The 21969-nt window shown below is 70.5% G+C and carries 20 protein-coding genes; 11 read left to right on the top strand and 9 right to left on the bottom strand.

Annotation, left to right across the window (positions count from 1 at the left end; all coding sequences use genetic code 11):
- Positions 1-165 precede the first annotated feature (165 nt).
- From I004_RS37200 to I004_RS37195, 3 genes are all read right to left on the bottom strand, one after another.
- Positions 166-1725 carry a M28 family metallopeptidase gene (locus I004_RS37200; RefSeq protein ID WP_051345627.1) on the bottom strand — a complete coding sequence of 520 codons (1560 nt, stop codon included), beginning with the start codon at positions 1723-1725 and terminating at the stop codon, positions 166-168.
- A gap of 447 nt (positions 1726-2172) precedes the next feature.
- Positions 2173-3354, bottom strand: coding sequence for an acyltransferase family protein (locus tag I004_RS0130710; protein WP_106965485.1), 1182 nt, complete (start codon positions 3352-3354; stop codon positions 2173-2175).
- Positions 3355-3705: 351 nt separating this feature from the next.
- Entirely contained in the window at positions 3706-4821 is a 1116-nt protein-coding gene (locus I004_RS37195) for a tetratricopeptide repeat protein (protein ID WP_078511976.1), read from the bottom strand.
- Positions 4822-5265: 444 nt separating this feature from the next.
- Between I004_RS37195 and I004_RS0130700 the strand changes: the two genes are divergently transcribed.
- A complete protein-coding gene (locus tag I004_RS0130700; protein ID WP_037978644.1) occupies positions 5266-7512 on the top strand; it encodes a terpene synthase family protein in 2247 nt (748 codons plus the stop codon).
- Positions 7513-7600: 88 nt separating this feature from the next.
- On the opposite strand, the gene I004_RS37845 is transcribed toward I004_RS0130700, so the two are convergent.
- From I004_RS37845 to I004_RS0130685, 3 genes are read right to left on the bottom strand one after another with little or no spacing between them, the layout of a single operon-like run.
- On the bottom strand, positions 7601-8128 hold the full coding sequence (locus I004_RS37845) for a hypothetical protein (RefSeq protein ID WP_051345626.1): 528 nt from the start codon (positions 8126-8128) through the stop codon (positions 7601-7603).
- Positions 8129-8188: 60 nt separating this feature from the next.
- Entirely contained in the window at positions 8189-9745 is a 1557-nt protein-coding gene (locus I004_RS0130690; protein WP_486580707.1) for a sensor histidine kinase, read from the bottom strand.
- A complete protein-coding gene (locus I004_RS0130685; protein ID WP_078511950.1) occupies positions 9742-10644 on the bottom strand; it encodes a response regulator transcription factor in 903 nt (300 codons plus the stop codon). Before I004_RS0130685 ends, I004_RS0130690 begins: the two co-directional genes overlap by 4 nt.
- A gap of 315 nt (positions 10645-10959) precedes the next feature.
- Between I004_RS0130685 and glgC the strand changes: the two genes are divergently transcribed.
- The 3 genes from glgC (at position 10960) to I004_RS37180 (ending at position 14707) form a co-directional block, all read left to right on the top strand.
- A complete protein-coding gene (glgC, locus tag I004_RS0130680; protein ID WP_028438598.1) occupies positions 10960-12180 on the top strand; it encodes a glucose-1-phosphate adenylyltransferase in 1221 nt (406 codons plus the stop codon).
- Between the two features lie 461 nt (positions 12181-12641).
- A complete protein-coding gene (locus tag I004_RS37185) occupies positions 12642-13082 on the top strand; it encodes a DUF485 domain-containing protein (RefSeq protein ID WP_037978498.1) in 441 nt (146 codons plus the stop codon).
- Positions 13079-14707: a sodium:solute symporter family transporter gene (locus I004_RS37180; RefSeq protein WP_051345625.1), complete on the top strand. Its 1629-nt coding sequence runs from the start codon at positions 13079-13081 to the stop codon at positions 14705-14707. Before I004_RS37185 ends, I004_RS37180 begins: the two co-directional genes overlap by 4 nt.
- On the opposite strand, the gene I004_RS0130665 is transcribed toward I004_RS37180, so the two are convergent.
- Positions 14679-14894, bottom strand: a complete 216-nt coding sequence (locus tag I004_RS0130665; protein WP_028438597.1) for a DUF397 domain-containing protein — start codon at positions 14892-14894, stop codon at positions 14679-14681. The two genes, I004_RS37180 and I004_RS0130665, sit on opposite strands and share 29 nt — an antisense overlap.
- Entirely contained in the window at positions 14891-15721 is an 831-nt protein-coding gene (locus tag I004_RS0130660) for a Scr1 family TA system antitoxin-like transcriptional regulator (RefSeq protein ID WP_028438596.1), read from the bottom strand. The genes I004_RS0130665 and I004_RS0130660 overlap by 4 nt, the downstream gene beginning before the upstream one ends.
- Positions 15722-15844: 123 nt before the next feature.
- On the opposite strand from I004_RS0130660, the gene I004_RS0130655 reads away from it, so the two are divergent.
- The 7 genes from I004_RS0130655 to fdhA all read left to right on the top strand — a co-directional run bounded on the left by I004_RS0130655 (position 15845) and on the right by fdhA (position 21285).
- The gene (locus I004_RS0130655) at positions 15845-16090 is read left to right on the top strand and encodes a hypothetical protein (protein ID WP_037978638.1); all 246 of its coding nucleotides are present in this window, start codon (positions 15845-15847) and stop codon (positions 16088-16090) included.
- Positions 16087-16356, top strand: coding sequence for a hypothetical protein (locus I004_RS37175; RefSeq protein ID WP_486580704.1), 270 nt, complete (start codon positions 16087-16089; stop codon positions 16354-16356). Before I004_RS0130655 ends, I004_RS37175 begins: the two co-directional genes overlap by 4 nt.
- A 101-nt stretch (positions 16357-16457) precedes the next feature.
- Positions 16458-16700, top strand: a complete 243-nt coding sequence (locus I004_RS0130645; protein ID WP_028438594.1) for a type II toxin-antitoxin system prevent-host-death family antitoxin — start codon at positions 16458-16460, stop codon at positions 16698-16700.
- On the top strand, positions 16700-17074 hold the full coding sequence (locus tag I004_RS0130640) for a type II toxin-antitoxin system VapC family toxin (protein WP_028438593.1): 375 nt from the start codon (positions 16700-16702) through the stop codon (positions 17072-17074). The genes I004_RS0130645 and I004_RS0130640 overlap by 1 nt, the downstream gene beginning before the upstream one ends.
- A gap of 436 nt (positions 17075-17510) precedes the next feature.
- The gene (locus I004_RS0130635; RefSeq protein WP_051345624.1) at positions 17511-18908 is read left to right on the top strand and encodes an FAD-binding oxidoreductase; all 1398 of its coding nucleotides are present in this window, start codon (positions 17511-17513) and stop codon (positions 18906-18908) included.
- Positions 18909-19124: 216 nt separating this feature from the next.
- Positions 19125-19910: a DNA-formamidopyrimidine glycosylase family protein gene (locus I004_RS0130630; RefSeq protein ID WP_028438591.1), complete on the top strand. Its 786-nt coding sequence runs from the start codon at positions 19125-19127 to the stop codon at positions 19908-19910.
- Positions 19911-20055: 145 nt separating this feature from the next.
- A complete protein-coding gene (gene fdhA, locus I004_RS0130625) occupies positions 20056-21285 on the top strand; it encodes a formaldehyde dehydrogenase, glutathione-independent (protein ID WP_028438590.1) in 1230 nt (409 codons plus the stop codon).
- Between the two features lie 110 nt (positions 21286-21395).
- Here the strand turns inward: fdhA and I004_RS0130620 are convergent, their stop codons facing one another.
- Positions 21396-21698 carry a hypothetical protein gene (locus tag I004_RS0130620; protein WP_158677154.1) on the bottom strand — a complete coding sequence of 101 codons (303 nt, stop codon included), beginning with the start codon at positions 21696-21698 and terminating at the stop codon, positions 21396-21398.
- Between the last annotated feature and the right edge of the window lie 271 nt (positions 21699-21969).

The raw sequence follows: 21969 nt of genomic DNA, 5'->3' as shown, positions 1-21969 counted from the left end.
GTGCCCGGGACGGACGGCGGCGCCGGGGCAGGACGGGGCGCACGCGCCCGGTGCCCGCGCCGTGCGAGGGGTGACGAGGTATCGCACGGGCGGGCACCGGACGGCGGACGCCGGGGAGTGCACGGGCGCGCCGGTAATGGGCTCCGGCGCGCCGGCGCGCTTGCGTCAGGGAAGGTCGCTGACGTCCCGTGAGTAGTGCCCGACGGCGTTGGCGATCACCTTGACGTTCAGGTCGAAGGCCTTCTTGCTGATGTTGTCGAGGTCGTCGCACTCCTGGTGGTAGCAGCCGTCGTACGCGGCATCCGCCTCGCCGCCCCACAGCTTCTGCTCCTCCGCGGTCTTGATGCCCTCCGCGCCCGTCTTCGAGCCGCCGCCCGGGATGCCCGCCTCGATGAAGGGGCCGTAGTCGGAGCGGCCGTCGAAGTCGGCGCCCCGCGTCTCCTCGCCCTGCGACTCGATGAAGTCGACGATGTCCTTTTCCAGTTGGCCCGAGCCCTCGGGGCCGGGACCGGAGCCCTCGCCGTCGGAGTCGTCACCGTCATGGACGAAGAGCCCGTAGTTCGGAGAGGCGATCATGTCGAAGTTGAGGTAGAGCGCGATCTTGTCGCGTTCGGCGTCGGAGAGTTCGGAGACGTAGTGGTCGGCGCCCTGGAGGCCGACCTCCTCCGCCGTCCACAGGGCGAAGCGCACCTTGTTGCCCTTGTCGCCGTGACCGCCGCTCTTGGTGCCGCCTGCGCGGGCGAACTGGAGCGCGGTCTCGAGGATTCCGGCCGAGCCGGAGGCGTTGTCGTTGATGCCGGGGCCCTCGCTCACCGAGTCGAGGTGCGCGCCGAACATCGCCACATTGTTCTCGTCGCCGCCCGGCGTCTCCGCGATGACGTTGGGCGTGCTGCGCGTCTCCTGGAACTCCCGCAGCTCCACGTTCACCGTGACCTCGCCCGAGCCGGCCTCGGCGGCGAGCGCCTGGCCGTCCTTCTGGCTGATGCCGCCGGTCGGGATGACGCCGCTTTCCGGGTCCCCCAGGGTGCCGTTCAGTTCGCCCTCGGTGTTGTTGTAGATGACCGCCGCGACCGCGCCCGCATCGGCTGCCGCCTTCTGCTTCTCGGCGAAGGTGCAGCCGCCGCGCTGGACCAGTGCGATCTTGCCGTCGAAGTCGCCGGCCGCGTAGTCGGCCGCCGTGCAGCCCGACGTCGCGTCCGCGTCCTCGGGAACGGGGGCGAGGGCGGCCTTCGTGCCGCCCTCGGGGGTGCTCTTGGTGTACGTCATCAGCTTGACCGGCACGTCCCGCTCGTCGGGCGAGGTGACCGTCATCTTCTCGGCAAGCGTCTCGCGGTAGACGAAGTCGAAGTTCTGGTACGTGACTTCGTAGCCCGCGGCCTTGAGCAGCGTGCCGGCGTACTTCGCGGACAGTTCGTGCCCCCGCGAACCGGCGGCGCGGTTCCCGTCGCTGTGACGTGCGATGGCCTGGAGGGCCTTGAGGTGCTTCATGGCGCCCTTGCCGCCCGTCCGTCGGACGAGCTTCTTCGCCAGCCGGTCGCCCTCCTTGGCCGCGGAGGCCTTCTCGGCCGCCGAGGCGGACGCCTTGGCCGCCGCGGACGGGCCCGCCGCCGCGGGTGAGGCGGCGGCGGTCAGCAGCAGCGGTGTGGCGAGCGCGGTGGCAGCCAGCGCGGCGAGCGAGCGGCGTCCGAGCCGTCGGCCCGGCTCGGTGACGGGTCTCGCGGGCAAACCGGCTGTTCGAGGCGGTACGTGCACTGTCGGGGTCCTTCCGGTGCGTACGGCGGCAGGCGGCACACCCGGGCCCGAGGCGTCCGGCCCGGTGTGCGCCATGTCCGGGTTACGGACGTGTCGTACCGAAAGCTAGCGGTCGCGGCGCCAACAGGGAACGGATGTGCGGCAGTTGGCCGTGACCGGCTGCGTCGCCCCGGATGACCCGGATGGCCGAGGCCGGCCCCTGCTCTGGCCCCTGCCCTGGCCCCTGCCCGTGCTCCGGACCGGCGGATCGGCCGGCCGACCGCCCCCGGCCGTCCCGCACCAGGCGCGAACAGGCGCGAACAGGCGCGAACCGCGGCACCGGGCAACCGGCACACAGCCCGGGGGGCCGGTAGGACGGATGAGGCCCGTAGCGCGGTCTGCGCGTACGGGCCTCGACGGGGGTGTTCGTCTGCTGCCGCGTCAGCTCCTCAGGCGCATGCGGGCCGCCGCGGAAGCGTCCTCCTTGAAGGCCCACCCCAGCTTCGGCTCCATCGCGAAGCGGAAGACCCGCTGGACCGGCGGTGTGCACAGCACGGTGATCAGCGCGGCCGCGATGCAGGTAACCCCGATCGCGCCCAACGGCGTGTGCACCCAGTCGACTTCGTACCAGTCCCCGAAGCGAGAACCCTTTGCGACGAAGCCGTGCAGCAGATAGCCGTAGAGCGTGCCGGCGCCCAGAGCCGTGAACCACATGTGGCGGCCGGGGACCCAGGCCAGGAAGCACGCGGTGAGCACCATGGAGCAGCCGAAGAGCGCGAAGGTCATGATGACGCCGACCCACCACGGGGCGCCCATCTCCTGGGCGCTGTTGTAGTGGTAGAACCACGCGGCGTTCATCCGCTCCACCGCCCAGTACGCCACGACCAGGGCGAGCGCCACCACCGGCAGCGACAGCAGCCGTGCCCTGCCGCCGCGCACCAGGTCGAAGTGCTCGGGCTTGAGGAAGAGCCCGATGACGAAGAACGGCAGGAACTGCAGAACGCGTTGGAGATCCATGTCGTCGCCGATGTCCGGCGAGATGGACGCCAGCACGGCCACCGCGAGGGCGAGCGCGACGGGCCAGCGCACCGTCTTCCACAGCGGTGTGGTCAGGCGCCAGATGAACAACGCGCCCAGGAACCAGGTCAGATACCAGGGGTCGAGCAGGCTGATCGGGTACGTCGGGTCGTCGTCGGCCCAGCGCTTGAAGAGGGTGTAGGCGACCTCGAAGAGGACGTACGGCACGGCCACGCCCGTCAACAGCCGCTTGAGCTGGTGCGGTTTGCCCTGGAAGCTGCGTGAGAAGTAGCCGGAGATCACCATGAAGGCCGGCATGTGGAAGGTGTAGACGAAGACGTAGAGGGCGCCCGCGGCGCGTGAACCGTCCCGCAGCGGCTCCCAGGAATGACCGAGCGCGACCAGCACGATCGCCAGGTACTTGGCGTTGTCGAAGTACGGGTCGCGCTGCTTTTCCTTGGGCTGCTTCGGTGCTGCCGCTTCGGGCGGCCTGCCGGGCGCCGGGCCGTGCCGTGCTTCGCCGCTTTCCTGGCGGTGCGGCGCGGCGGGTTCGGCCGGGGGGAGGGGAGTCCGGGCCGCTGTTCGCGATTGCAGTTCCTGTCTCACGGGACCTCCCTGGGAGGGCGTGAGGGACAGCGGACGGGAGCGGTGAAAGGGGAGGGGTTGAGCATCGGCTTCACTGTAATAGTGCTGCTCGGGCTCACCAATTCGCCCTGTGAGGACGCCTGTTGACGGCGCAAAAGATCTGCGGTGTCGGTTCTCGCGGAGTTGGCCGGACTGTGGAAGGGGCGGACGGGGACGGGCCGGGTGCGTCTCTTCCGGGGGACGGGGGTTCGTCGCACTCGTGTCAGGGTCATGGCATACGGGTTCCCCCGAACTCCCGTTCCGTGCCTGTCACTTCTGTCCGAACCCCGTTCCCGTCCGACCCGCCCGTCCGCGGATGGATCCGCGGACGTCTCAGGCGGCCGCCGCCTTCTCGCCGTCCTCCTCCGCGCCGCGCTTCCCGTCCGTCGCCCGCTTTCCATTCGTATCCGGCGTGTCCCGAGCGGGCGCGAGGCCCAGCTCCGTACGGGCGTCGTCCGTGAGACGGCGTGCGTGGTGCAGCCCGATCGACTCCAGGGCGCGCCGCAACTCGTCGAGGTCGGCGGCGGTACGGGCGGGCTCACGGCCGAGGCGGGAGTGCGACTTGACCAGCCCGAGGCGTGCCAGTGCCTCTCCACGCCGCTCGCCGATGACGAGGAACTCCGACCGCGCCTGTTCGTACATGCTGCGGGCCTCGTAGTAACGGCCCGCCCGGTAGAGGACGTTGCCCCGCATCTTGTGGTTGTAGGCGAGCGCGCCGGCCAGGTCCATGGCGCGGCACAGCTCGGCCGCCTCGGAGAGCAGCGCGAGAGCGCGCTCCGTGTCGCCGTCGCGCACGGAGACGAGGTCGGCGACCCCGCGGAGCGCCCAGGCACGGCCCCGGCGGTCGTCCGCGTCCTCGGCGATGGCCGCGGCCTCCTCGAACATCGCGAGCGCCGAGTCGTAGGCGCCGGTGTTGCGCCGCATCTGGGCGATGCCTTCCAGCGCCCACACCATGTGGCGGGCCTCGCCGCGTTCGCGCGCCTCGGCGAGCAGTTGCTCGTGCAGCTCGTCGACGGCCTCGTAGTCGCCCTGGATGCGGCCGGTCTCCGCCAGCCCGGCGAGCGCGTAGCCGCGGGCGAGTATGTCGCCGTCGCGCTCGCCCAGTTCGGCGGAGAGGGCGAGCAGTCTTCGGGCGAGCGGCATCGCGCCGCGCTGGCGGGCGAGCGTGCCTCCGCTCCATGCCGCCCAGGCCATCGCGCCCGCGTCGCCGGCGCTGCGGGCCGTCCGGTAGCTCGCCTTCCAAGCCCGGTCCGCCTCACCGGTGTTGCCGAGCCGCCGGTGCGCCTCTGCGACGGCGAGGGAGCAGCGTGCCGCCTCCTGCCGGGTGCCCTCCCGCTCGGCGGTGCGCAACTGCTCGGTCGCACGGACGAGTACGTCGGCCAGCGAGGAGTTGACTGACAGTGACCCGAGAGTGCCCTGGTACTCGGGCGCGAATGCCTTGCCGTACATGCCCATCCCTTCCGCGGTCCCGTGCGGGGTCCGATCGCCGCCCAGCTATACGCAGGGGGTATACATCGCGTGTATAGACGCGCCGTGGGGCGCACGGGTTGAGTGGTACGGATGTGAATTCCGAAAGGATTCACGGGTGTTGGGCCTTGGCTGGGACGGCCGTCCCAGTGGCGCTCCGGTGGTTGTGCGTGGGCTTATATGACTGTTTTCTGCGATGGATACGGCGCCCGGGCGTCGGGTAGTGCTGAGCCCGACCGGGGGCGGGAGGCGGACACACCGGCGTGTGTCGGCCGCGTCGCAGAGGGCTCGACGCCGCCCCCGGCAGACCTTGCGGAGCAGCCTCGTACGACGACGCGACAGACGGCGTGAGACGGGTGGCGACGAGAGAAAGGCCGGGGCACATCGGTGACAGCGGGCAACCCCTTCCAACTGCCGGACTTCTACATGCCGTATCCGGCGCGGCTCAACCCGCATCTGGAACAGGCACGGGCGCACTCCACCGCATGGGCACGCGAAATGGGCATGCTGGAGGGCTCCGGCATCTGGGACCAGGACGATCTCGAAGCCCACGACTACGCGCTGCTGTGCGCCTGCACGCATCCCGACGCCACGTCCGCCGACCTCTCACTCGTCACCGACTGGTACGTGTGGGTCTTCTTCTTCGACGACCACTTCCTGGAGAGGTTCAAGCGCACCCCCGACCGTGAGGGCGGGAAGCAACACCTCGACAGGCTCGCCGAGTTCATGCCGATGGCCCTGTCCGCGGATATGCCCGAACCAGCGAACCCCGTCGAGGCCGGTCTGGCGGACCTGTGGGCCCGAACGGTCCCGCGCATGCCGGACGGCTGGCGCGCCCGGTTCGCGGAGAGCACCCAGAATCTGCTGTATGAGTCCCTCTGGGAGCTGTCCAACATCGGCGCGCACCGCGTCCCCAACCCCGTCGAGTACGTCGAGATGCGGCGCAAGGTGGGCGGCGCGCCCTGGTCCGCCGGGCTCGTCGAGTACGTGACGGGCGCCGAGGTGCCAGGACGGATCGCCGCGTCACGGCCGATGCGTGTGCTGCGGGACGCCTTCTCCGACGCCGTCCATCTGCGCAACGACCTCTTCTCGTACCAGCGGGAGGTCGAGGACGAGGGGGAGAACAGCAACGGCGTACTCGTGCTGGAGCGCTTCCTGGAGTGCGCCACGCAGGAGGCGGCCGACGCCGTCAACGACCTGCTGACCTCGCGTCTGCAGCAGTTCGAGAACACGGCGCTGACCGAACTCGCCCCGCTCTTCGCGGAGTCGGGACTCGATCCGCGGGAGTGCGCGGGTGTGCTCGCGTACGTCAAGGGACTTCAGGACTGGCAGTCGGGCGGCCACGAGTGGCACATGCGCTCCAGCCGCTACATGAACGAGGGCGGTGCGGGAGCGAGCGGCGGGGCGGCCGCAGGCGGGCTGCTGCCCGGACTGTCCCGGCCGCTGCCCGAGCCGTGGCTGCGGCCGAGGGGGCTGGGCTCGTCCGCGGCCCGGCCCGGTGCGGCGAGCGGCGTGCGCACCACGCCGCGGGCCGAGTCGGCGCGTGTCCGCAGCTTCACCCACGTCCCGTACCGCCAGGTGCGTGCCTCTCAACTGCCCGATTTCTGCATGCCGTTCACGGCCCGGCTCAGCCCGCATCTCGAGCCGGCCCGGCGCAACGTCGTGGATTGGGCGCACCGCACGGGCATCCTCCAGCCGCAGCCGGGCGTGCCCCTCTCCCAGGTGTGGGACGAGCGCCGGCTGATCGACAACGACCTGCCGCTGTGCGCCGCGGGCATCCATCCGGACGCTTCACCGGACGAACTCGACCTGAGTTCCTCCTGGTTGGCGTGGGGAACGTACGGCGACGACTACTACCCGGTGGTCTACGGGCGCGGGCGCGACCTGGCCGGCGCCAAGGCCGCCACCGACCGGCTCCCCGCGTTCATGCCCCTCGACGACCCGTGCGCGACCCCGCCGCCGGCCACCGCGCTGGAACGCGGGCTCGCCGACCTGTGGGCCCGCACCGCGGGACCGATGGCCCCGGACGCGCGCCCCGCCCTGCGCCGGGCCATCGAGGACATGACGGGCAGCTGGCTGTGGGAACTGGCCAACCAGGCGCAGAACCGCATCCCCGACCCCGTCGACTACATCGAGATGCGGCGCCTGACCTTCGGCTCGGACCTGACGATGAGCCTGTGCCGACTGGCGCACGGCGGGAGCATCCCGCCGGAGATCCACCGCAGCGGGCCCCTGCGCTCACTGGAGAACGCCGCGTGCGACTACGCGGCCCTGCTCAACGACGTCTTCTCGTACCAGAAGGAGATCGAGTACGAGGGCGAGATCCACAACGGCATCCTCGTCGTGCAGAACTTCTTCGACTGCGACTACCCGGCGGCACTCGGCATCGTGGACGACCTGATGACCTCGCGGATGCGTCAGTTCCAGCACGTGGCGGCCCACGAACTCCCCGTCCTGTGCGACGACTTCGGACTGGACGAGGAAGCGCGCCGCACCCTCTGCTCGTACGTGGAGGACCTGGAGAACTGGCTGTCGGGCATCAAGGCCTGGCACGAGGGCTGCCGCCGCTACCGCGAGGAGGACCTCCGCCACGCCCCCGACCGGCAACACACCCCGAGGGGGCTGGGCACCTCGGCGGCCCGCGTCCCCCAGCCCGTGGGGCGGGGGACGTGACCGGAACCGGGGATCACGCCCGTCCGCCCCCCGCGGCGTGGACGGGCGCGACCCCCTTCGGTGGACCGAACGACAGGGCCTCAGGGCGTCAGCTGTCGCTGCTCTCGCCGCTGCTGTTCTTCTCGCTCTTGCCGTCGTCCTGCGTGGCGCACCAGGCGCGGACCTTCTTCAGGCCCTCCTCGCGGTCCTTCAGCCTGACCTTGAGTTCGCGGCGGTCGTCGAGGCGGTCGTTCAGGAAGTCGGCGATGACCCCGTGGCCGGCCTTCTTCGCGTTCTCGATGCGCTTCTCCAGGCGGTCGATGGATCCGCGCGTGCGCAGACCGCCGTCGAGCCGGTTCTGGACGCGGTCGATGCGCTTGTCGATCTTCGGGGCGTGTTTGCACAGCGCCTTGGAGCCGTCGGCCTTGGGCGCGTGCTTCGCGAGCCTCTTCTTGGCCTTGCCGAGGCGCTTCTTGGCCTTGTCGTGCCGGTCCTTGGCCGTTTCGGCCTGCGTCTGCGACGTGTCGGCGGACACCGGACTCGCGTCGCTGCCGGCGACCGCCGCTGCGGCACCGCCCGTCGCGAGCAGCGCTGCGACGGTGGACAGGGCGACGACGGTTCCCTTCGTTTTCCTCATGACGGTCTCTCCTCCTTGTCGGGACGGCACGAGTGGGGATCGCCCGCGCGGTCCCGGACGTTAGAGGCCCTCTTTGTGAATTCCCTGTGAGCCGGAAGCGGTCCCGATCAGCCAGTCGCGCTGCGCGGGAAGCCGCGGGTCCGCTGCGCTCGCCTCGCGGGGCGCCAGCGGGATGCGCACCTCGACGCGCGTGCCCTGTCGGCCGTCGGGCCGCTCCCGTATCTCGACCGTCGCCCGGTGCAGCGCCGCCTGCTGCGCGACGAGCGTGAGCCCGAGTCCCGAACCGCTGCTCTCCGCGCCGCGCCGGAAGCGCTGGAAGACCGCCGCGCGCTGCTCCTGCGGGATGCCCGGGCCTTCGTCGTCGACGGTGAGGATCGCGACAGGTCCCGCTGGTGACGCGTACGGGCGCACCGCGACCTCGACGGCGCCCGCCGCTCCGCCGTACAGGTTCCGGCGCCCGTGCGTCAGCGCGTTGCCGATGAGGTTGTCGAGCAGTGAGCGCAGGCCGGGCTCCCAGCCGTGGACGGTCAGTCCGGGCTCGGCGGCGGCAAGGCTCACCGCCGCCGCACGGTCTCGCCGCCCGGCGTCCGCCACCGCCGCCTCGACCACCTCACCCAGGTCCAGCGGTCCGAACGCGTCCGCCTCGACGAGGTCGCCCTGCCCCAGCTCCCGCAGCATCACCAGCAGGCCCAGCAGCCGGGAGTGCTCACGCCGCAGGTCCTCCAGCACTTCGTCGCGGTCCTCGCCCGCCAGCTCCGGATGGGTGGAGAGGATCTCCAGATTGGTCTGCATGCTCATCAGCGGGGTGCGCAGTTCGTGCGCGGCCGACGACGAGAAGGACCGGGCGGTGGCCAGCGCCTGCTTCGTGCGTCCGGCCTGCTCGTCGTAGCGCGCGAGCACTGTGCGCAGCGTCTCCGCGAGATCGTCGACCTCGGTGATCCCCGTCGGGGTGTGTTCCAGCCGCGACGTGTCCGCGCGCGGATCCAGGCCGCTGGTGCGCCGCTGCAGCCTGCGCAGCGGACGGCTAGCACGCGAGGCCGCGGCCCACGCCAGCAGCGCGGAGACGGGCGCGGCGACGATCGCGACACCCAGCACCCGCCGTCGTACGAAAGCGAGTTGGGCCCTCCCGGTGGTGTCGGGGGAGAAGAGCCACAGCGTGCCGTCGACCCCGGCCCGCTTGCCCTGCACCGGCACCGAGAGCACACGCCAGCTGTCCACCCTGCGCTTGCGCGGCATGCCCTCCGGTGTGCCCTTGCCCCGCTCCTGGACGGTGACGGGGCGCGGTGCGGCCTTGGGCAGCCGTGTACGGGCATCGGGCTGCGGCCCTCCGGAGAAGGTGCCGTCGGGACCGACGACGCGGATGCCCACGTCGAGGGCCGCCGCGTAGAGCCGCCGCTCACGGATCTGCTCGGCACGCGGCTTGTCCGAAGAGGCCACGCGCAGCAGCCGCCGTGCGTCCTTCTTCACCACGGCGGCGCGCTCCCGCAGATGCGCGTCCTGTTCGGCGTGCAGGTCGCGCGAGACCAGCGCGAACAGCAGCCAGCCGGAAGCGAGGACGAGCAGGGGCACGGTGAGGCCGACCGCCAGCGCGATGCGTGTGGAGAGCTTCATCTTCATGGGCCTGCCCCTTGCTTCTCCTCGCGCAGTACGAAGCCGACGCCCCGCACGGTCTGCAGCAGCCGCGGCCGTCCGCCGCTCTCGGTCTTGCGGCGCAGATAGCTGATGAACGTGTCGACGGCGTCCGTCCGCACCTCGAAGTCGTAGCCCCAGACGCGCTCCAGCAGCTGGTCCCTGGTCAGGACAATGCCGGCGTTGCGGGCGAGTACGAGGAGGAGTTCGAACTCCCGGCGGGTCAGCGGCAGCGGCTCGCCCTCGCGGTGCGCCTCGCGGGTCGCCGGGTTCAGTACGAGGCCGCCGACGCGCACGGCCTCGGCGGCTCCGGGTATCGCACCCGGCCCGGAGGCGTCCACGGATCCGCCGAGGCCGGGTCCTGGACCGGCAGCGGCCATCCCGCCACCCGCCGCGCCCCCCGTGCCGCCTGCCGTACCCGGCGCGGGCGCCCGCCTGCGCAGCAGCGCGTCCAGGCGCAGCACCAGCTCCTGGAGCGCGAACGGCTTGACCAGATAGTCGTCGCCGCCGGCCTGGAGCCCCGCGATGCGGTCGGCGGTCTCATCGAGCGCGGAGAGCATCAGCACGGGCACGTCGTCTCCGCCGTCGCGCAGCGCCTGGCACACCTGGATCCCATTCACGTCCGGCATCGAGATGTCGAGCACGACGACGTCGGCGGGCCGCTCCCGCATGAGGGACAGCGCGCGGCGCCCGCCCTCGGCCAGTTCGACGGCGAACCCGTTCAGCCGCAGTCCGCGGCTCAGCGAGCGCCGGATCGCCGCGTCGTCGTCGACGACCAGGACCCGCCCGCGGTCGCCGCCCGCCGGGCCGGCGGCTCCGGCCGTACCGGCCGTTCCGGGCGCCGCTGCCCGGCCCGACCAGGACCCCGCAACTCCGTTCCCGCTCATCGTCCTCCCCTTCCGCCTCCCGCCCCACCTGCCGTGTGCCGCTTCTCCGTGCAGTCTGGCGTGCGCACCTTCCGGCCCGCGAGCCCCCTTCACCCCGCCCTTCCCCTTGATCGACGTTTGCCGCTCCGCAATCGTGCGTACAAGGGGTTTACGGGACACGGACCGACCGCCCCGGGGAGTCCACCGGGCGGGGTGCGATGCCGGGAGCGTGTGGCGTGCGGTGAGCGAGGCGAGCACCGGGCGCGGGGTGGGACGAGGTTGACCGGCGGCCGGGCGCGTGCGCGGCCGGGAAGATCAGGCGGCGGAGGTTTCGGGATGGCAGCAGGACCGCGCGTACTGGGCATCGTGCTGGCAGGCGGCGAGGGTAAGCGACTGATGCCGCTCACGGCGGACCGCGCCAAGCCCGCGGTCCCCTTCGGCGGCGTCTACCGGCTCGTGGACTTCGTACTGTCCAACCTCGTCAACGGCGGGATCACCCGCATCGCCGTCCTCACCCAGTACAAGTCGCACTCGCTCGACCGGCACATCTCGACCACGTGGCGGCTCACGGGCCTGCAGGGCGACTACGTGACGCCCGTCCCCGCGCAGCAGCGGCTCGGCCCGCGCTGGTTCATGGGCAGCGCCGACGCGATCTACCAGTCGCTCAACCTCATCCACGACGAACAGCCCGACTACGTCGTCGTCTTCGGTGCCGACCACGTCTACCGCATGGACCCGCGGCAGATGCTCCGCCAGCACATCGCGGGCGGTGCGGGTGTGACGGTCGCGGGCATCAAGGTGCCCCGGGACCAGGCGAGTTCGTTCGGGGTGATCAACACGGATCAGGGGAGCGAGCGCGTCAAGGAGTTCCTGGAGAAGCCCGAGGACCCGCCCGTACTGGCCGGGGACCCGGACCACGTGTTCGCCTCGATGGGCAACTACATCTTCTCCACCGACGTCCTCCTCGACGCCCTGCGGAGGGACGCGGAGAACGAGGACTCCGTCCACGACATGGGCGGCAGCATCCTGCCGCTGCTCACCGACCGGGGCCAGGCGCAGGTCTACGACTTCGACGACAACGAGGTCCCGGGCGAGAGCGAACGCGACCACGGCTACTGGCGCGACGTCGGGACCCTCGACGCGTACTACGACGCGCACATGGATCTGATCTCGCCCGAGCCCGTCTTCAATCTCTACAACCGGTCCTGGCCCATCTTCACGAACCAGGCGCAGCTGCCCCCGGCGAAGTTCGTCCAGGGCGGTATCGCGAGCGAGTCGATGGTGAGCACGGGTTCGATAATCGCTGGTCAGGTGACCGGTTCGGTCCTGGCGCCCGGGGTCGTCGTCGAGGAGGGAGCCGTCGTGCAGGGCGCCGTGCTGCTTCCGGGCGTGCGGGTGGGCCGCAACGCGGTGGTGCGCCAGGCGATCCTCGACAAGAACGTCGTGGTTCCCGAGGGAGGGACCGTCGGCGTCAACGGCGAACACGACGCCGAGTACTGCACGGTGTCGGCCGACGGCATCGTGGCGCTGGGCAAGGGGCAGCAAGTGCGTCTGTGAGCGTCGGCGGCCCGTTCGGCTCGCTTCGCTGACCGGGCATCAGCAGTGGGCCGGACGGGGAGGCGCGTCGGCCCGGAGGCCCGCGTGGCCGTCCGGTCGGGCGTTCTCGGCGCGACGGAAGGCGAGGCCGCAAGTCCCGCCGGGGGCTGCCGACTTGCCCGTGCAGCAGGGCCCGCCTGTGTGAGCGCCCCGGCACGTTACCTTCACCGACTCCCTTCACACGCGGCCCTTCAGTGATCACCATTAGCGGCCCTAAACTGCCGTAACCCCCGGTAAACAACCGGCTGTTCGCAGCCTTCCCGTGTCTCGGTGCATCAGGCTGCCCCAATGACCCGCTGGAGAACCTTTTGACTTTCGCCCGTCGCCCCGGCATGCCTTCACACACCCACCGCCGGGCGCCGCAGAGTCGCCGCAACGACCCTATGGTTCAGGGGAGTTCGGGGTTTCTCCGACGGGATTCCATGCGGCCGGCCTACCGGACGGGCTCCTCCAGCGAGGCCCTGACCGCCGCACGCCGCACCCAGCTCCACAGGGGCCTCGGCCTCGTCCTCGGCGTCTTTCTGCTGTACGCGCTCGTCTCCTGCCTCATCCCCGGACTGCTGCCGCTTCAGGTCTTCGGCGGCCTCCGCGTGGGTGAACTGGCCGCGGCCGCACAGGTGTTGCTCATCGCTGTCGCGGTGTTCCGTCACGACCGCCATGCCCGGCGGCACGTCGAACCGCTCGCTCAGCGGGTCGCCAAGCGCGAACCGGCCGTCCAGGCCGAGCAACCCCGTCGCTCCTGGACGCCGGGCACCGCCGAGACCTCGGACGAGGACGGCGGCGGGTTCAACGCCTTCGACTCCTCCCGTGCCTTCGGCGGCCGGACCCACGGGGCGCGCGGCGCAGCGAGGGCGACCACGTGAGTTCACTCGCCGACGAACGTGCCATAGCGATCTCCCTCTTCCTTGTCTTCCTCGCGGGCTGCCTGTTCATCTCCATGCTGACCAGCCCCGACCTGCACGAGGGCATGGACGACTTCTTCGCGCCGCAGGGCAGTACGAATCCCCTGCGCCAAGGGATCGCCTTCACCGGCGACTTCATCTCCGCAGCCGGTGTCCTCTACCTCTGCGGGATCGTCGCCGTCGGCAGCTATGACGGCATCCTCGTCATCGCCGCCACAGCGCTCTCGCCCGTGCTGATGAAGATATGGCTGGCCGAACGCCTGCCCACCGGACCCGGCTGGTCCCTCGGCGACGTGCTCTCCCGCCGCCTGCCCGCCGGTCCCGCCCGCCGCGCCGCCGGCATCGCGACGCTCGTCGTGTCCATCCCGCTGCTCGTCGCGCAGCTCGTCCCCATCGGTCAGATCACCGCCTCGCTGATGGGACTGCCGGGCGAGCACGGCGAGATGGCCGGTATCGCGCTCGTCGGAATCCTCATCCTCTCCTGCGCGGCGATCGGCGGCGTGCGAGGTTCCACGCTGCTGCAGATCGTCAAGACCATCGGGTTCCTGCTCGTCGCACCCCTGCTGGCCGCGCTGGTGCTGGCCCGCTTCGACTGGGACTATGGCCAGGTGCTCGCGCAGGCCGCACAGGGCAGCGGAGCCGGCGAGGCCTACCTCGCCCCCGGGCGGCTCTTCGGCACCGACTTCGTGGGACGCCTCGACACGCTCAGCCTCGCGGTCACGGTGCTGCTCGGCACGGCGTTCCTGCCGCACCTGGTGATGCGCCTCTCCACGAGCCGAACGGCCGAAAGCGCACGCCGCGCGAGCAGTTGGGCCGTCGCCGCCATCTGCCTGATCTCCGTCGCGGTCGCGGTCATCGGCTACGGCATGCAGGCGCTGGCCGGAGCGAAGCAACTCGAGGACGCGGGGCCGCGCGGCAGCAACAACCTGCTGCTGCTCGCCGCCGCACTCGACGGGAGCGACCCCAACAGCCCCGACAGTCCAGGCACGTTGCTCACGTTCATCGCCTGCGCGGCGTTCCTGACCGTCCTCGCGTCCGCGTCGGTGCTCCTCCTCGCGGGCTCCGCCGCGATCGTCCACGACATGGGTCGCCACCGGCACGCCCCCGCAGGCCAGGTCAACCCGCACCGTCCGCTGCGGGCGAGGATCGCACTCGTGATCGTCGGCGTGGTCTGCATCGCGCTGGCCGTCTTCGGACGCACCGCCGACGCGCAGTTCTGGCTCGTCCTCACCTACACCGAGGCCGCCACCGTCGTCCTCCCCGCGCTCGGATGCGCCCTGCTCTGGCGGGACTTCACCCTGCGCGGGCTGCGCTGGTGCGTGTACGGGGGCACGCTCGTCACCTTGGCGCTGCTCGCGGTCTCACCGGCCGTGTCCGGCAGCCCGGACTCCGTCTTCCCGGACGAGGACTGGGTCGTCTTCCCGCTGTACGCCCCGGGGCTCCTCAGCGTCCCGCTCGCGTTCCTGCTGGCCTGGGCGGGCACACGGCTCACCCCGGCGTCACGGATCGAGCCCGCTCCGGCGAACCCCCGACGGACGGGCCGCTCCGAGGACTTGCTCAGCGCGAGCGGAGCGCCCCGCCGCTGACGGCGGCGACGAAAGAGCTCCAGCTCTCAGTTGGGAAGAGCAGCGCGGGCCCTTCCGGGACCTTGCTGTCGCGGACGGGCATCACCCCGTCGAATCCGTCGGCGACCTCGAGGCAGCTCCCGCCTTGCCCATCGCTGTGGGATGACTTGCGCCAGGCGGCCGTGCTCAGATCGCGTGCAGTGCTCATCGTCTCTTGTAGTCCTCAGCTACTGATTCGAGCAGGGTCAGAGAGGCGACCGGCGAGAGCGCGGCGGCCCTGACGAGATCGTATGACTTCTGGTTCTGCTCAACCAGCGAAGGTTCGTCGATGAGTTGCCCCGTGCCCGCCCCTTCGGTGTACGTCACCGGTGGCGCGTCCTTGAACGTCATGCCGGATGCCATGCCGTTCAGTACGGCCTGCGCCGCCGCCTCGAAAGGGAGCACCTGGACCATGATCCGGTGCGCCCGCCCCAACTCCGCTACGCGCAGAAGTTGTTCGCACATGATGGCGGACCCGCCCATCGGGACTCGGAGAACGGCCTCGTGAATGACCGCCCACAACTGGGGAGTTGTTGGGTCGCCCAGCAGCCGCTGGCGGTCGAGCCGGGCCCGTACGTGCTCCTCGATCTCCTCCTCGGGCGCGAAGGGGAGCGTCGCCCGAGTCAGCGCCCGCGCGTACGACTCGGTCTGCAGCAGCCCGGGCACGAGCATCGGCGCGTACTCGCTGATCGTGATGGCGTGCTTCTCCAGCTCCGCCGCGTCCGCGAAGTAGTCGGGGTGCTTCGACTGCCGGGCGAGCCTGCACAGGCGCTGGATGTGCTCACCGCTGCCGAGGACTTCGTCGAACTGCTTGGAGACGTCCGTCTGCGGGCGGCGCACGGCCGACTCGAACTGCCCCACATACGTGCCGGAACAGAAGACGCGCTCGCCCAACTGCTCCTGCGACCACCCGGCCTTCTCCCGGAGCCGGCGAAGTTCCGCTCCGTAGAAGGCGCGTGGCGAGGTGTAGGGGTCGAGCTCCTTGGGCTGAGTCATTGCCGGTTCCCCCGGGTCGAGCAGATCGCTTGCTGGGTCGGATCCCCTACCCAGCGTAGCCGCGACTGGTGACGCTATGAGTGCGAAGCGTGATGAACGGGCAACCAGGGAAAGGTGATCGCAGTGCACTCCCTATATCCGGACTCCTTCGACGACCGCGCCGTCGAGGCCATGACGACATCCACCGAGGCGGTGGTGAAGCTTCAGGAAGCTCTCACCGACCTCGGCATCGTCCTCCCGTCCCTCAGCATTGATCTGCTCTCGTGCAGCCGACCGTTGGACCCGCGTCCCCTCATCGAGCTGGGGCGCTGCAATCTCGAGACGGCCGCCGCGCTGACCGCCGCTCTCCGAAGGGTGGGCGAGGGTTGAGCTTGGACCCCGCGCTGCCGCTCGAAGGCGCGGTCGTCGTCGATGAGGATCGGGGCAGCGTCGGCAAGGTGCACGGACGGCAGGACGGATGGCTGAGGCTCCGCCCCATTCGCGGCGGCCGCGAATGGGAGGCCGACCCCGCCCGCGTACGCAGAGCCACGCCCGCCGAACGGCTCCGCGCCACGCTGGCCGCAGTCAACGCGGTCAGCCGCGCGGAGCCGTCGGACGGCGCGCGGAGGCACGAACGACGCGATGAGCAGGGCTGATGGCAGGGGCCTGCGGGAGGCGGCGTGACGACACAGGGGCGAGGGAGTATGCTTAGTCCACCACTTAGTCAACATCATGACTCGTGTTGGGTGACGGAGCCATGGAAGCTGCTCATCAGTACAACGTGCATGAAGCCAAGACTCACCTTTCCCGGATCCTGGAGCAGGTCGCCACCGGGGAGGAAGTCGTGATCAACAAAGCAGGGGAGCCGGTGGCAAAGGTGGTGCCTCTGCGCCCCAAGGTGCAGCGGACCGGCCGTGGCTCACTCCGCGGGGCCATCCACATCGCGGACGATTTCGAAGAGCTGCCCGACGACATTGCCGACTCCTTCGGGATGCGTTGATGCGCCTGCTTCTCGACACGCACGTAGTGCTGTGGTGGCTGGATGATTCCCCCGAGTTGTCCGGCGAGACGAAGGACCTGATCGATACCGAGCCCGCTGTCTACGTCAGTGCCGTCACGCCCTGGGAGATCGCCATCAAGCAGTCGCTGGGCAAGCTTCAAGGCCCGGACGATCTGGCGGAGCGGGTACGCGACAGCCAGTTCACCGGCCTTCCGATCACCGCCGGTCACGGAGTTCGGGCGGGCCGGCTGCCGACGTTGCACAGGGATCCCTTCGACCGGGTGCTGATCGCCCAGGCCCAGATCGAGGGACTGACCCTCGTGACGAGGGACAAGTGGATTCCTCAGTACGAGGTCCGGGCGATGCCGGTCTGAGAGGGCGCCGATCCCTGCCGATACGGGGGCGCCACGCGCCGGAGGCGCACATGGCGGCGGCAGGCCGGCCCGCGGTGTCACGGAAGGGCCACGGGGCGGCCCGCCGCCGTGTCCGGAGTGCCGGGCCGAATCCCGGGGACGCTGCCCGGGGAGTCTGCCCGGACTGAGGTCCGGACGGGAGCCGGAACCCTCGGCAAGGGTGCCGGTCCGGCTTGCTGGTCCATGCCTCGTACGGCTGGGGCAAGGCCACTCAGCGGATGAGGCTCTCGTAGAGTTGTGCCCGAGTTGCACCTAAAATTACATTTGCCTACGCTACCTGAAGTGAGTTCTCGCGCAACCCCGCGATTCACGGCGGATCTCGCCGCAGCGGTCATCCCCAACAAGGTATGTACGGAGCGGAATTGATCGCTGCCGGCGCCGACGAGGCGAGGACCCGATGAGCAGCCACCGGAACACGGTGACCACAGGCAGCCACCCACGCATCGAGGGCGAGCTGACCAGGCGCGGCGAGAGCGCGTACGAGCGCGCTCGTGAGTCGGCGGTCTGGAACGGGCTCAAGCCCGACCGGTTCCCCGAGCTGATCGTGCGCCCCGCCTCCGAGCGGGACATTCCCCAAGTCCTCGCTTACGCCCGCGAACAGGGCCTGCGCGTCTCGATGCGCTCCGGCGGGCACAACTGGTCCGGCTCCCAACTCCGCGACGGAGCCCTGCTTCTCGACCTTTCCGGCCTCGACCAGTGCGACATCGACCCGGACTCGTCGACCGCGACGGTGGGCCCCGGCGTCATTGGCCGGACGCTCGCCGGTGAACTGGCCCGCTACCGGCTGGCGTTCCCCACCGGCCACTGCCCGACCGTCGCCCTGGGCGGCTACCTGCTCAGCGGAGGCCACGGCTGGAACTCCCGTGAACTGGGCCCGGCCTGTCAGTACGTGGAGGAGATCGAGGCCGTCACCGCCGACGGCCGCACCGTCATCTGCAGCGAGAGTGAGAACCCGGACCTGTTCTGGGCTGCACGCGGAGCGGGATGCGGATTCTTCGCCGTCGTCACCCGCTTCAGGCTGCGGCTGCTTCCGCACCCGGGCTCGATCATGACGGCGCAGTTCACGTTCCCACTGGCCGAGACCGAGCGCGTGGGGAGCTGGGCGGTGAGCACGGCGCGGGAGATGCCGCCGAACGTGGAGACCGGCCTCGTGCTCACGGCCGCCGGTCCCGCCGTGGGCACGGCCGGTCCCGGGCCCCGGCTCAAGATCCAGGCGAGCGCCTTCGCCGCGACGCGGGAGCAGGCGGCGGACGCGCTCGTACCTCTGGACGCATGCCCCTTCCTCGAACGCGCCCTGGAGGTGAGTCCCTCGAGCCCAGTGGCCTTCAGGGACCTGTACGAAGGCGCCGGTTCGACATGGCCCGCCGAGCGGCGGTACGCGGTGGACACCCTGTGGTCGACGGAGTCGTACGAGACCCAACTGGCGCGCAGCGCCGAGCTGATCGCCCGGTCGCCGTCCGAGCACTCCCTGGTGCTCCTCCCCGTGGAGCCCGTCGCCCCCGACCCGCACGGATTGCGGGACATGGCCTTCTCCGCGCTGGGCGAGTCGTATCTCGCCTGCTTCGCGATCTGGGAGGACCCGGCGGCCGACGTGATCAACACGCGCTGGCTGAGGGAGGGCATGGACGAACTCGACCCGACCGGCACCGGAAGCCACTACATCGGCGAGGCGGACCTGGGCGCCGGGGTTTCACGTTCCCGGCGCTCCTACGCGCCCGCCGACTGGGAACGATTGAGGCGGGTGAGGGAGCGATGGGACCCTTCCGGGCTCTTCCAGGACTACCTCGCGCCCTGAAGCCCGCCTTCTCAGGGCGTCTTTCGGCCAGGTCCGAATGACGTGCGCCCGCACCCGCGGACACGGCACTCTCTGCGACGGGCAGCGGTGTTCCGGGCGTTGTCCGGGGGAGGCCCGGAGCACCGCGCTCACTCGTGCCGACTCCGCGTCCAGCGATGACGCCCGTGATCCGGGGTCGATCCGTCCCCGGCGCTCCCGGGACCGGTGGTGAACGGCATGCCTGAACTGCCCGACGTCGAAGGCTTCCGCAGGCTCCTCGACTCCTGCGCACGCGACCGGCGGATCCGCCACGTCGAGGTCTACGACACGGGCGTGCTCCACGGAGTGAGCGCGCAGGGGCTCCGCCACGAGTTGGAGGGCCGCACCTTCACCGAGCCCGGGCGTCACGGCAAGTGGCTCCTCGCCCGTACCGGCGGCCCCACGTTGATGCTCCACTTCGGCATGACCGGACAACTGCTGTGCTGCCGCCCCACGGACGAGCGGCACGCCCACGACCGCGTCGCCTTCACCGTCGGCAGCGACCGCCAGCTCCGCTACCGCGACCAGCGCAAACTCAAGGGCCTCTGGCTCGCGGACGAAGAGGAACTCGCCCGTACCCTGGACGCCCAGGGCCCGGACGCCGCGGCCGTCGGCCCTGACGAGTTCGACGCGCTGCTCCGGCGCCGCCGAGGCGGCGTCAAGTCGGCGCTGACCGACCAGTCGGTGATCGCGGGGATCGGGAACCTGCTGGCCGACGAGATCCTCTGGCACTCCCGCCTGCACCCGTCCCGCCGCGCGAACGGCCTCACCGACGGCGAACGCGCCCGCCTCCACGGGAACATGCGGACCGTCCTCCGCTCGTCCGTGCGCTCGGGCTGCGTACCGCCCCGCGAATCCTGGCTCACGGGCCACCGCGACGACCCGCACGGCACGTGCCCGCGCTGCGGTACGGAACTGAGCCGTGGCCGCACCGCCGGCCGCAGCACGGTCTGGTGCCCCCGCTGCCAGCCGCAGCCAGGCTGACGGGTCGCCACATCGTCACGCAAAAGCCATACAGGTGCAGGTGATGGGACGTTGTGGCTCTGGCTCTGGTCCAGCCGTCCATGCTCACGCAGACTGCCACAAGAGGGACGAACAGTTCCCATACGCGTGGTCGGAGGGACAGTTCATGAGTGGAAACAAGGCGGTCGCCTACATCGAACCCGGCGTCGTCGACGTGCAGACCATCGCCTATCCCGACCTGGAGCTGCACGACGGCCCCGGAGTGGACCCGCGCAACGTCGGACGCAAGTGCCGGCACGGCGCCATCCTCAAGGTCCTCGCGACCAACATCTGCGGCAGCGACCAGCACATGGTGCGCGGCCGCACCACCGCACCCGCGGACCTCGTACTGGGCCACGAGATCACCGGCGAGGTGATCGAGACGGGCCCGGACGTCGAGTTCATCGACGAGGGCGACGTCGTCTCCGTGCCGTTCAACATCGCGTGCGGACGCTGCCGCAACTGCAAGGAGCGCAAGACCCACATCTGCCTCAACGTCAATCCGGCCCGCCCCGGATCCGCCTACGGCTACGTCGACATGGGCGGCTGGGTCGGAGGCCAGGCCGAGTACGTGATGGTGCCGTACGCGGACTTCAACCTGCTGCGGTTCCCGGACCGCGACCAGGCCCTGGACAAGCTCCTCGACCTGGCGATGCTCGCCGACATCTTCCCCACCGGCTACCACGGTTGCGTCAGCGCCGGCGTCGGCCCGGGCAGCAGCGTCTACATCGCCGGAGCGGGCCCGGTCGGTCTCGCCGCGGCGCATTCGGCCCAACTCCTCGGCGCCGCCGTCGTCATCGTCGGCGACCTCAACGAGGAGCGTCTCGCACAGGCCCGCAGCTTCGGCTGCGAGACCGTCGACCTGACGCTCGGCTCCCCGCAGGACCAGATCGACCAACTGCTCGGCGAACCCGAGGTCGACTCGGCCGTGGACGCCGTGGGCTTCGAGGCCAGGGGCCACGGCAAGGACTCCGCCGAGGCACCGGCCACGGTCCTGAACTCGCTGATGGAGACGACGAGGGCAGGAGGATCCCTGGGCATCCCCGGTCTGTACGTCACGGAGGACCCCGGCGGCGTGGACGACGACGCACGGACCGGATCGCTCAAGCTGCGCCTCGGCCTCGGCTGGGCGAAGGCCCACAGCTTCACCACGGGCCAGTGCCCGGTGATGAATTACAACCGTGAGCTGGCCATGGCGATCCTGCACGGCCGCGCGCAGATCGCCAAGGCGGTCAACGCCCAGGTGCTCCCCTTGGAGGACGCCCCGCACGGCTACGCGGAGTTCGACAAGGGCGCCAGCACCAAGTACGTCCTCGACCCGCACGGCGCGTTCGACCGCTTCTCGACGGCCGTCTGACCGACCGCTCCACCGAAGTACGTCACCGTCGGCCGGACATGCGGACGGGCAGCTCAGGAACCGGCTGTGGACCGGTCCCTGAGCTGCCCGACGAGGCTGCCCCTTGGCTCCTAGTCGACGAGGGCGGTCGGCCCGCCGTTGGCGTCACCGGAGGTCTGGTCGTTGTCGTTGTTGCCGACGCCGCAGATGTTCTGCATGTTGCGGGAGTCGGCCAACGTGATGAGGGGGCCGTTGAGGGTGACGAGGCTGCCGAGGTCCGTGGACCCAGCGGTGTCGCCGTTCGACTGGTTGCAGGTGATGTTCACGTCCCTCGGGGGCGCTTCTCCCCCGCCGGCAGCGGCGACGCCGGCACCGAGCATGCTGACGCTACCGACCATGGTCGCCACAAGAGCAGCTTGGCGAAGCTTGGGCATTTCATCTCCACTTCGATGAAGGCTTACGCGATCGGTAATTGATCGCATACAGGCAGTGGAAAACCCTATTCGCCGAAATGGGATATACCGTCGTCCAACACGCCGTTTTGCGCTGGCCCATGGCCGGGCCGTCCGTCGAGGCCGTTTCTGCGGCCTCGTGTTGGGGCCGGGTGAGACATGGTTCAGGGACCGAGCCCGAAGGCCCGGTCCCTGAATGTGTAACCGATGCGATCGGCGTCAGCCGGCGAGGCCCTCTGCGGCACCACCGGTG

Source organism: Streptomyces sp. TAA486, assembly GCF_000426165.1.
The sequence above is the reverse complement of the archived record's forward strand: the minus strand, read 5'-3'. Positions and strand labels throughout refer to the sequence as shown.